A 10673-nucleotide genomic window follows, 5' to 3' on the forward strand; every position below is an offset into this window, starting at 1 on the left:
CAGGAGATCACCCGAGTGCGTTCTGTCACGTTCGTCCCGGTCTGGGTTAGCGTCGGAGCCGCTCCGAGCCCGCGCGCTTTCGACCTGCCGCCCGGAACCGTCGTCTGGGTCCGGGGGCTGTAGGGGGAATCGCTGCCCGAGCCGGTGACGGTCCGTACAACCTCGCCATACTGACAACCCCACGCGTCCGCGACCCCTGCACGAGGAGCCCGAACATGACTGACGACGAGACCAACCGACGCCGGCGCCTGGCGGTGCTGATCGGCAGTGGTGCGCTCGTCGTCGCCGCGGGGGTCGCGATCGTGCTCGCCGTGACGGGCCCGTCCGACGCCGACGACCAGGCGACCGACCCGTCGACGTCGCAGTCCGCCTCACCGACTCCGTCGAAGTCGACGGCGCCGCCGGTGGCCACCTCGTCGGCCACGCCGGAGGTGACGCCCGACGCTCCCGTCGAGTCGCCGGTCCCGGTGCCGCCGATCGATGCGCGCCCGCCCGTCGTCGTTCCGCCGGACGAGGTGGTCGACGCCGGTGGCGTGCAGGTGACGCTGACGGGGTTCACGAACGTCACGACGTCGGGCACGGGTCCGGGGGAGATCTCCGGACCGGGGGTCGAGGTCGCGATCTCGATCACCAACACGGGCTCCGAGGCCGCCGACCTGTCGGCCCTCACGGTGAACGTGTACCAGGGTGCCGAGGGCATCCCGCTCGCCACGGTGACGTCTGACCAGGACAATCGTCCGGTTCCGGCCAAGCTGGACGCGGGCGCGACGAGCACCGGCACGTACCGGTTCGTCTCCACCGGCTCCGACGACGAGGTCTACGCGGTCGTCATCGACGTCTCTCCCGACACCGCCCCCGTCGTCTACCAGGGCGTTCACCCTTCTTGACGAGCGTCCGGGTGAATCCCCGGACGCCCGTGGGTGAAGTCCCGTCGCCCATGGTCTGCGCTGGTCGAATAGCGGTTAATGTCCGCTTTGGCCGACTATGACCAGCCGCGAATCCGCGCGGCCGAAGGGTGAGGGGACACATGTCCAGGACCAGGCTCATCTCCCGACGCCTCGTTGCCATCGTGGCCGCGGCGGGACTGCTCAGCATCGGGCTCGGCACTGCGGCATCCGCCGACACGGCGCCCACCGACCCCACGGACCCGGCGTCGCCGACGACCGTGGCGGCGGACGCGTTGCCGGCCCCCCAGATCAACGGCGTCGTGTGGTCGCAGACGGTGGTCGGTGACACGGTCTACGTGGCCGGCAACTTCACGAACGCGCGACCGGCGGGTTCTGCGGCGGGCGTGAACACGGTCCCGCGCAGCAACCTCCTCGCGTTCAGCATCAGCACCGGGCAGCTCCTCCCGTGGGCGCCCGTGACCGACGGCCAGGTGCGCTCGATCACGCGCTCCCCGGACGGGTCACGCATCTACATCACGGGTGACTTCAACAAGGTCGACGGCGTCTACCACGTGCGGATCGCGGCCTTCAACACGTCCAACAACACGATCGTCGCCGCGTTCAAGCCCACCCTCGCGGCCTCCGGCCTGTCCGTGGCGGCATCGAACACCACGGTGTACGTCGGCGGAAACTTCCAGACCGCGGCCAGCACCACGGGCGGCACCCTGGTCCCGCGCAAGTACCTCGCCGCGTTCAGCGCGACGACGGGTGCCCTCACGCCGTTCGTCGCCGACGCCAACGCCGCGGTGATGTCCGTCGCGGTCGCGGCCGACCTGCAGCGGGTCGTCGTCGGTGGCCGGTTCACGAGCCTGAGCGGCAGCCCGTTCTACGGTCTCGGCGCGGTGGACCCCACGACGGGGGCCCCGGTCTCGTTCCCGGCCAACGACCAGATCCGCGACGCCGGCAACGAGTCCGGCATCACGAGCCTGTACGCCGACGCGTCGGGCATCTACGGCACCAGCTACCACTTCGGTGGCGGCGGCAACTCCGAGGGCCCGTTCCGGATCGACGCGACGACGGGTGCGATGACCTGGATGGCTGACTGCCACGGTGACAGCTACTCCGCCTTCCCGATCGGGGCGGTCGTCTACGTGGCCAGCCACCAGCACTACTGCGGCAACATGGGCGGCTTCCCGCAGACCGAGCCGTGGACGGTCTACCACGCGACCGCCTTCAGCAAGGCGGCGACCGGGGTCAACACCGCGGACATCTACGGCTACCCGCACCACGCGGGCGAGCCCTCCCCGACGCTGCTCAACTTCTACCCGACCTTCTACACCGGCTCCTTCACGGGCCAGGGCCAGGCTGGTTGGAGCGTCACGGGCAACAGCGACTACGTCGTCTACGGCGGGGAGTTCCCCGGCGTGAACGGTGGCGCCCAGCAGGGCCTCGTGCGGTTCGCGGTCTCGAGCAAGGCGCCCAACAAGCAGGGGCCGATGCTGTCCGGCGCGAACTGGACGCCGGCCGTGAGCTCGCGGGTCATGGGGCAGGTCCGGATCTCGTACCCGTCCAACTGGGACCGGGACAACGAGACGCTCACCTACCGTCTCTACCGCGGCACGGAGGCTTCGACCCCGCTGCAGGTCGTGACGATCAAGACGCCGTTCTGGAAGCCGCAGACGACGCTGTTCACCGACAAGACCGCTCCGGCGGGAACGGTGCAGCAGTACCGCGTCACCGCGACCGACCCGTTCAACAACGTGTCGAAGAGCCCGTGGGTCTCGGTGACGGTCAACTCCACCGACGCACTGAGCCCGTACGCGAACGCGGTCCTGGACGACGGGGCTTCCTCGTACTGGCGGCTCGGTGAGCCTTCGGGCTCGACGGTCGAGGACTGGGCCGGTGGCGCGAACGCCGTCGCCAGCTCGGGTGTGACGCGCGGTGCTGCCGGCGGCGTCGGTGACACCAACACGGCGTCGACCTTCTCCGGGAGCGACAACGGCCTCGTCGCGACGCAGACCCCGATCGAAGGCCCGCAGGTCTTCTCCATCGAGGCGTGGTTCAAGACGACCACGACCGGCGGCGGCAAGATCGTCGGCTTCGGCAACGCGAACACGGGCAACAGCTCGAACTACGACCGGCACATCTACATGGAGAACTCCGGCCAGGTGACGTTCGGCGTCTACCCGGGGACCTCTCGGACCGTGACCTCGGCGCAGGCCTACAACGACGGTGCCTGGCACCACGTCGTGGGAACGCTGAGCTCGGCGGGCGAGAAGCTCTACGTCGACGGTGCACGGGTCGCCCAGCGCACCGACACCACGTCGGCGCAGTCGTACTCCGGCTACTGGCGCATCGGCGGCGACTCGCCGTGGGCCGCCAACGCGTACTTCGCCGGCTCCATCGACGACGTCGCGATCTACCCGGGCGCTCTGACCGCTGCTCAGGTCGACGCGCACTGGGTGAAGGCCGGTAACGCGACGACCCTCGTCCAGCCCCCGGCCGACGCCTACGGCGCGGCGGTGTTCGGGCTCTCCCCGGACATCTACTGGCGGCTCAACGAGGCCTCCGGCTCGGTGGCCAAGGACTCGGGTCCGACGAAGTCGGACGGCACGTACGTCAACACCGTCGGGCGAGGCGCCGCTGGTGCGCTGGCGGGCGTGACGAACTCTGCGGTCACGTTCTCGGGCTCGCCCGACAACATCGTGGTCTCGAACGGCACCTACTCGAACCCGCGGGCCTACAGCGAGGAGCTGTGGTTCAAGACGACGACCACCAACGGTGGAAAGCTGATCGGCTTCGGGGCCTCGAACTCCGGGACGTCGGGTGGCTACGACCGGCACGTGTACATGGAGAACGACGGGCGCCTCACGTTCGGCGTCTGGACCGGCTTCACGAACACGATCACCACGCCGCTCGCCTACAACGACGGACAGTGGCACCACCTGGTGGCGTCGCAGTCGACGACCGACGGCCTGAAGCTGTACGTCGACGGCGTGCTGCGTGGTACCAACGGGCAGACGGACGCGCAGGATTACGTCGGCTACTGGCGCATCGGCGGTGACAACACCTGGGGACCCCAGCCGTGGTTCCAGGGCACGATCGACGAGGTGGCGATCTACTCCAGCGCGATCTCGGGTGCCGACGTGATGCAGCACTTCCAGCTGGGCAGCAACACGGTCCCCAACAACGACCCGGTCGCCGCGTTCGCGATGACCGTCACCGACCTGACCGCGGACGTCGACGCCTCGGCGTCGACGGACTCGGACGGGACGGTCGAGGGCTACTCGTGGTCGTTCGACGACGGCACCACGCTGACGGGTGAGACCGCACAGCACGCCTTCACGACGCCGGGTGACCACACGGTGACGCTCACTGTGACGGACGACGACGGTGCCACGGCGACGACGTCCAAGACGGCGACGTTCACCGCACCGAACGTCGCTCCGACGGCGAGCTTCTCGTCGACGCACACGAACCTGACCGCTCAGCTCGACGCCACGGCCTCCACGGACTCGGACGGCACCATCGCGTCCTACGCCTGGACCTTCGGCGACGGGGCGACGCTCACCGGGGCCAACGCGACGCCGTCGCACCTGTACGCCACGTCCGGCACCTACCCGGTGAAGCTCGTGGTCACGGACAACGACGGCGCGACGGCGACCGTGACGCACGACGTCATCGTCACCGACCCGCCGAACCAGCTGCCGACGGCGTCCTTCACGTCGTCGGTGGCGGCCAACGGTCGCACCGTGAACGTGAACGCCGGCGCGTCGAACGACTCGGACGGGTCGATCACGTCGTACGCCTGGACCTTCGGTCCTAGCGGGACCGGTACGGGTGTCACCTCGTCGTACACGTTCCCGGCTGACGGGACGTACACGATCACGCTGACCGTCACCGACAACCGCGGTGGCACGGCGACGACCAGCGCATCGGTCAACGTCGCTGCCCCCGTCAACACGCCGCCCAACGCGGTGTTCTCGGCGACGGTCCAGCCCGACGGCCGGACGGTCAACGTGACCGCGGCGGCGTCGAACGACCCGAACGGTTCGATCGTCGGGTACGCGTGGAAGTTCGGTCCGAGCGGGACCGGCTCCGGCGTGACCTCGTCGTACACGTTCCCGGCTGATGGGACGTACACGATCGAGCTCACGGTCACCGACAACGGCGGTGCTACCGGCACGGCGAGCGCACCAGTCACGGTGGCCGCTCCGGTCGGCCCGCCGATCTTCGGGACCGACACGTTCACTCGTACGTCGGCCAGCGGGTGGGGTGCCGCCGACTTCGGTGGCACCTGGGGCCTGACCGGCGCTGCGTCGCTGTTCACGGTCAACGCAGGCGTGGGCAAGGTCTCGGTCGCACCAGGGTCCACGCCTCGTGCACGGCTGCCGATCGTGCAGCGGGACGTCGACGTGACTGCGAACGTGACGCTCGACCACCTGTCCGACGTGGGCATCGCGCGCTCGTTCCTGGCCGCTCGCACGGTCGGCACGACGACCGACTACTACCTGAACGTCAGGTACGCGACGACGGGTGCGGTCTCCCTGCAGCTCCAGCGCAGGATCGCCGGCGTCGAGACGACGCTGTCGACGGTGTCGCTGCCGGGAACCGTCTACGTCCCCGGTCAGAAGCTCAACCTGCGCCTGCAGGCCCAGGGTGCTTCGCCGACGACGCTCCGCGCCAAGGTCTGGATCGCGGGTCAGCCTGAGCCGGCCACGTGGCAGATCACGGCCACCGACTCGGCGGCCGAGCTCCAGGTTCCGGGTGGCATCGGGATCGGCGGTTACTCGCCGGCCTCGACGGGCAACGGTCCGATCAGCTTCACGTGGGACGACGTGAGCGCCCGCGGCATCGCGTAGCAGCTCGCGTGCGGCCCCTCGAGACCTCGGGGGGCCGCACGCACACCGGAGCCACTGGGTGAACTCCGGTCAAGCAGGGTTTCTCCAGGACGATATGCGGCTAATGTCCGGATTGGTCGGACGCTGAGCCGCCACACCAACAGCGCCGCCGGAAGGTAGGACTCGATGTCCAGGACCAGGCTCATCACCCGACGCCTCGTTGCGATCGTGGCTGCGGCAGGACTGCTCGGAGCGGGGCTCGGCACGGCGGCCTCCGCCGACACCGCGCCGACCGATCCGTCGGACCCGGCCTCGCCGACCACCGTGTCGGCCGACGCGCTCCCCACCCCGCAGATCGACGGCGTCGTGTGGTCGCAGACCGTGGTCGGCGACACGGTCTACGTCGCCGGCAGCTTCACGACCGCGCGCCCCGCAGGGGCGGCGGCAGGTGTGGACACGGTTCCTCGGACCAACCTGCTCGCCTTCAGCATCAGCACGGGTCAGCTCCTGCCGTGGGCGCCCGTCACCGACGGGCAGGTGCGCGCCATCACACGCTCCCCGGACGGGTCCCGCATCTACATCACGGGTGACTTCAGCAAGGTCGACGGTGTCTTCCACGTGCGCATCGCGGCGTTCAACACGGCAAACAACACCGTCGTCGCCGGGTTCAAGACGACGCTGGCCTCGGCCGGTCTCGCGATCGCGGCGTCCAACAGCACGGTCTACGTCGGCGGGAACTTCCAGTCCGTCGCGAGCACCACCGGCGGCACGCTCGTGCCGCGCAAGTACCTGGCCGCGGTGGATGCAGCGACGGGCGTCCTCACGCCGTTCGTCGCGGACGCCAACGACGCGGTGTCCGCGCTGGCGGTCACGCCGGACGGGCAGCGGGTCGCTGTCGGTGGGCGCTTCACGAGCCTGAGCGGCAGCCCGTTCTACGGACTCGGGTCGGTCGACCCGACGACGGGTGCACCAGTCTCGTTCCCGGCCAACAACCAGATCCGCAACGCGGGCGCGAACTCCGGCATCCCGTACCTCTACGCCGACGAGACGGGCATCTACGGCACCAGCTACCACTTCGGCTCGGGTGGCAACTCCGAGGGCCCGTTCCGGATCAGCGCGACGACCGGCGAGCTCATCTGGGTCGCGGACTGTCACGGCGACAGCTACTCGTCGTTCCCGGTGGGACCCGTGGTCTACGTGGTCAGCCATGAGCACTACTGCGGCAACATGGGTGGCTTCCCGCAGACCGACCCGTGGACGACCTACCGGTTCACCGCGTTCAGCACGGCGGCCACCGGGGTCAACACCCCCGACATCTACGGCTACCCCGACCACGACGGTGAGCCGTCCCCGACGCTGCTCAACTTCTACCCGTCCTTCTACACCGGCACGTACACCGGGCAGGGGCAGGCGGGCTGGAGCGTCACGGGCAACAGCGACTACGTCGTCTACGGCGGTGAGTTCCCCGGCGTGAACGGTGCGGCGCAGCAGGGTCTGACGCGGTTCGCCGTGCCCAGCAAGGCGCCCAACAAGCAGGGTCCGATGAACTCGACCTCCGAGTGGGCGTTCTCGGTCGTCTCGCAGGTCCAGGGCGAGGTTCGTATCTCGTACCCGACCAACTGGGACCGGGACAACGAGACGCTGACCTACAAGCTCTACCGCGGGGCCGAGAACACGACGCCGCTGCAGGTCGTCACGATCAAGACGCCGTTCTGGAAGCCGAAGACGACGCTCTTCACCGACAAGACGGCACCACAGGGAAGCGTCCAGCAATACCGGGTGACGGCGACGGACCCGTTCAACAACGTCACGAAGAGCTCGTGGGTCTCGGTCACGGTCAACGCGACGGACCCGCTCAGCCCGTACTCCTCCGCGGTCCTGAACGACGGAGCCTCGGCGTTCTGGCGGCTCGGTGAGCCGTCCGGGACCAGTGCGGTCGAGGACTGGGCCGGTGGCGCGCACGCGGTCGCCGGTGCCGGGGTCTCGCGTGGTGCTTCCGGTGCGATCGGATCCGACCCGAACGCGGCGTCGGTCTTCAACGGGACGAGCACGGGCTTCGCGGCGACCCAGACCCCGATCGAGGGTCCGCAGACGTTCAGCGTCGAGGCGTGGTTCAAGACGACTACGACGGCCGGCGGGAAGATCGTCGGCTTCGGCAACAAGAACACCGGCAACAGCGGCAACTACGACCGGCACATCTACATGGAGACCAGCGGTCGCGTGTCGTTCGGCGTCAACCCGAGCCAGCGGCGCATCCTCACCTCGACCAAGTCGTACAACGACGGCGCCTGGCACCACGTGGTCGGCACGCTCAGCCCGACGGGCGAGAAGCTCTACGTCGACGGCGCCAGGATCGCGCAGCGGACCGACACCACGGGCGCTCAGGTCATCACGGCGGGTTACTGGCGGATCGGTGGCGACGCCTCCTGGTCCGGTGCCGCCTACTTCAACGGCTCGATCGATGACGTCGCGATCTACCCGACGGCGCTGCCCGCCACCAAGGTCAACGCTCACTGGGTGACCTCGGGCCGTTCATCGACGTTCCCGGCGACCCCGGCCGACGCGTACGGCGCGGCTGTGCTCGGGCAGAGCGGTGACGCACCTGAGCTCTACTGGCGGCTCGGCGACACGTCGGGCAACACCGCCGCGAGCGCCGGACCTTGGTCGTCCGACGGTTCGTACGTAGGCACGGTCACCAAGGGAGCCTCCGGCGCGCTCGTCGGCGTCTCGAACACCGCGGTCTCGTTCTCGGGCTCGTCGAACAACTTCGTCGTCTCGAAAGCGAGCCTCTCGAGCCCGTCGGTCTACAGCGAGGAGCTGTGGTTCAAGACGACGACGACCACGGGCGGCAAGCTCATCGGGTTCGGCAACCGGAACACGGGTACGTCGACCAGCTACGACCGGCACGTGTACATGGAGAACGACGGGCGCCTCACGTTCGGCGTCCGGACCAGCGGCTCGAGCACGACCACCGTGTCCACGCCGACCTCGTACAACAACGGTCAGTGGCACCACATGGTCGCGACGCAGGCATCCGACGGCATGAAGCTCTACGTCGACGGCGCCCTGCAGGCCTCCAACCCGCAGACCGGGGCGCAGGTCTACACGGGCTACTGGCGCGTCGGCGGCGACACCACGTGGGGTCCGCAGGCCTGGTTCAAGGGCACGATCGACGAGGCCGCGGTCTACTCGACGGCTCTGACGCCGGCGGTGGTGCTGCAGCACTTCCAGATCGGTACCAACACGGTGCCCAACGACTCGCCGGTCGCCGCGTTCACCAAGTCCGTCACGGACCTGTCGATCCACCTCGACGGCTCGGGTTCGACCGACCCGGACGGGACGATCGCGTCCTGGTCCTGGGCGTTCGACGACGGCACCACGGTGCCGGGCGCGGTCGTGGACCACACGTTCGCGACGCCCGGTCTCCACACCGCGATCCTCACGGTGACCGACAACCGTGGCGCCACGGCGACGCTCTCCACGACGGACACGTACAGCGCCCCCAACGTGACCCCGACGGCGGGCTTCTCCTGGTCGAACACGAACCTGACCGCTCAGCTCGACGCCACGGCCTCCACGGACTCGGACGGCACCATCGCGTCCTACGCGTGGACCTTCGGCGACGGGGCGACGCTCACCGGTCCGAACGCGACACCGTCGCACCCGTACGCCACGGCCGGCACCTACCCGGTGAAGCTCGTGGTCACCGACGACGACGGCGCGATCTCGACCACGGTGACGCACGACGTGACGGTCACCCAGGCGCCGAACGTCCTGCCGACGGCCGCCTTCACCACGGCGGTCGCCGCTGACGGCCTGACCGTGAACGTCAACGCGGCCGGGTCGAACGACCCGGACGGGACGATCACGTCCTACGCGTGGGCGTTCGGGCCGAGCGGCACGGGCACGGGTGTCACCTCGTCGTACACGTTCCCGGCCGACGGGACGTACACGATCACGCTGACCGTCACGGACAACCGTGGTGGCACCGCGACGACCAGCGTCCCGGTCACGGTCGCCATCCCGGCGAACGTCCTCCCGAACGCGGCCTTCTCGGCCGCCGTGCAGCCTGACGGCCGCACGGTCAACGTCAACGCGGCCGGGTCGAACGACCCGGACGGGACGATCACGTCCTACGCGTGGGCGTTCGGGCCGAGCGGCACGGGCACGGGCGTCACCTCGTCGTACACGTTCCCGGCTGACGGGACGTACACGATCACCTTGACCGTCACGGACAACCGCGGCGGCACGGCGACGACGAGCACGCCGATCACGGTGACCGCTCCGACCGGGCCGCCGATCTTCGGGAACGACACGTTCACCCGAACCTCGGCCAGCGGGTGGGGGACCGCCGACTTCGGCGGCACGTGGGGCCTGACCGGTTCAGCGACGCTGTTCACGGTCAACGCGGGAGCCGGGAAGGTCTCGGTCGCACCGGGGTCCACGCCTCGCGCCCGGCTGCCGATCGCGCAGCAGGACGTCGACGTAACCGCGAACGTGACGCTCGACCACCTGTCCGACGTGGGCGTCGCCCGCTCGTTCCTGGCGGCTCGCACGGTCGGCACGACGACCGACTACTACCTGAACGTCAAGTACGCGACGACGGGTGCGGTGTCCCTGCAGGTCCAGCGCAGGATCGCCGGCGTCGAGACGAGCCTGGCGTCGGTGTCGCTGCCGGGCACGGTGGCCGGCGCGGGTCAGAAGCTGAACCTGCGGCTGCAGGCCCAGGGTGTCTCGCCCACGACGCTCCGGGCGAAGGTCTGGATCGCGGGTCAGCCTGAGCCGGCCACGTGGCAGATCACGGCCACCGACTCGGCGGCCGAGCTCCAGGTTCCGGGTGGCATCGGGATCGGCGGTTACTCGCCGGCCTCGACGGGCAACGGTCCGATCAGCTTCACGTGGGACGACGTGAGCGCCCGCGGCATCGCGTAGTGCACGACGCACG

3 protein-coding genes are annotated in these 10673 nt (G+C 69.4%); all 3 read left to right on the forward strand.

What is annotated here, in order from left to right:
• The first annotated feature begins 215 nt into the window (after nucleotides 1–215).
• Nucleotides 216–887: a hypothetical protein gene (locus AC1DPN_RS08805; RefSeq protein WP_477084355.1), complete on the forward strand. Its 672-nt coding sequence runs from the start codon at nucleotides 216–218 to the stop codon at nucleotides 885–887.
• A 140-nt stretch (nucleotides 888–1027) separates the two neighbouring features.
• Nucleotides 1028–5749 (forward strand): PKD domain-containing protein, encoded by a 4722-nt coding sequence (locus tag AC1DPN_RS08810; protein WP_477084356.1) that lies wholly within the window; start codon nucleotides 1028–1030, stop codon nucleotides 5747–5749.
• 165 nt (nucleotides 5750–5914) lie between these two features.
• Nucleotides 5915–10660, forward strand: coding sequence for a PKD domain-containing protein (locus AC1DPN_RS08815; RefSeq protein ID WP_477084357.1), 4746 nt, complete (start codon nucleotides 5915–5917; stop codon nucleotides 10658–10660).
• Nucleotides 10661–10673: the final 13 nt, after the last annotated feature.

This window comes from Cellulomonas sp. P4_H4, assembly GCF_056400865.1.